1 protein-coding gene is annotated in these 1,338 nt (G+C 71.0%); it reads right to left on the minus strand.

What is annotated here, in order from left to right:
• Positions 1-17: 17 nt before the first annotated feature.
• Complete coding sequence (locus ABD317_RS36975; RefSeq protein ID WP_344296460.1) at positions 18-1,103, minus strand: IS110 family RNA-guided transposase; 1,086 nt, start codon at positions 1,101-1,103, stop codon at positions 18-20.
• Positions 1,104-1,338 lie beyond the last annotated feature (235 nt).

Raw genomic sequence — 1,338 nt, forward strand, 5'->3', positions numbered from 1 at the left:
GGATGCTCCTATGGCTGTCAAGCTGCTGGAGCTATGCCGGTTTGAGTGATTCGTTCGGTTGGTGTGCTGGTCAGTGCGCGGTAGACGTCGCGGGCGGCGAATCGCTTGAGGCAGCGCATGATGTCCTTCTTGGACAGCCCTTCCTTGGTGCGGCGTTCGACGTAGGCGCGGGTGCGTGCGTCGAAGCGCATGCGGGTGAGCACGATGGTGTGCAGGGCGTTGTTCGCGGCCCGGTCACCGCCGCGGTTGAGGCGGTGGCGGTGGGTGCGGCCGGAGGAGGCGGGGATGGGTGCGACCCCGGCCAGGTGCGCGAACGCGCCCTCGGACCGCATCCGCTCGGGGTTGTCCCCGGCCGAGGCCAGGAGCTGGCCGGCAGTCTCGGGACCGACACCGAACAGCTCCAGCAGCGTGGGGGCGGCCTGCTTGACCAGTGGGCCGATCTCGGCGTCCAGCTCGGCGATCTCCTCGTCCAGGGCCTGGTGGCGTCGGGCGAGCCGCCGTAGCGAGGCCCGGGTCGCCGCCAGCGGGCGGGACAGATCGCCGCCGGGCCGCAGTCGGGCCAGGGCGCGTATCAGCGCGGCCCGGTCGATTCCGGCGACGTGCTCGCGCAGCATCGCGGGGGCCGAGACGAGCAGGCCGCGGATCTGGTTCATCGCCTGGGTGCGGGCCTTGACGGCGCTGCGTCGGGCGATCCGCAGGACGCGGACCGCCTCGACGACGCCGTCCCGGCTCTTGGGGATGCCGGTGGCCCGCCCGGACAGCACAGCCGTCGCGGCGGCGTAGGCGTCGATCGGGTCGGACTTACCCTTCATGCGCCGCGTCTTGCGGTCCGGCCGGTCCACGTCGACGACCGTGACACCGGCGGCGGTCAGCACCCGCGCGAGTTCAGCTCCGTAGGCGCCGGTGCCCTCCACCCCGACCGCCACGAGCGTGCCGTGCGAGCGCATCCAGGCCAGCAGGTCACGGTAGCCCCGGATGGTGGCGGGAAACTCCCGGTCGGCCAGGTGGCGGCCGACCGTGTCGATCACGGCAGCGTGGTGGGTCAGGCCATGGGTGTCGACTCCGCCGGTGATCTGCGGGCCGTCGTGCGTCATGCTGGTCATGTCCGTCCTTGTGGCGTGTCCGTTCCGAGGCCGGCACGCGCCGGTCGGGCGGGTGGACAAGACAGTGACGGGGCTTCTGGACCAAGCTCCTATAAGGTCACAAACACCCGTCCGGCCGCGTGCAGAGCGACGCCCGGCGGGCCGACAAATCCCAAACAGGACAGTCGAGACGTCAGTCAGTCGGAGGGTCAGACCCACCCGCAGCGTCACCACGCCACATCCTCACTGTCAGTCG

Source organism: Streptomyces synnematoformans (genome assembly GCF_039531005.1).
In the GTDB taxonomy this organism is placed as follows: Bacteria; Actinomycetota; Actinomycetes; order Streptomycetales; family Streptomycetaceae; genus Streptomyces; species Streptomyces synnematoformans.

What these genes read in the sequence shown, in the direction of transcription:
- ABD317_RS36975 (WP_344296460.1), bottom strand. Translation starts at nt 1,103, where the DNA reads ATGACCAGCATGACGCACGACGGCCCGCAGATCACCGGCGGAGTCGAC.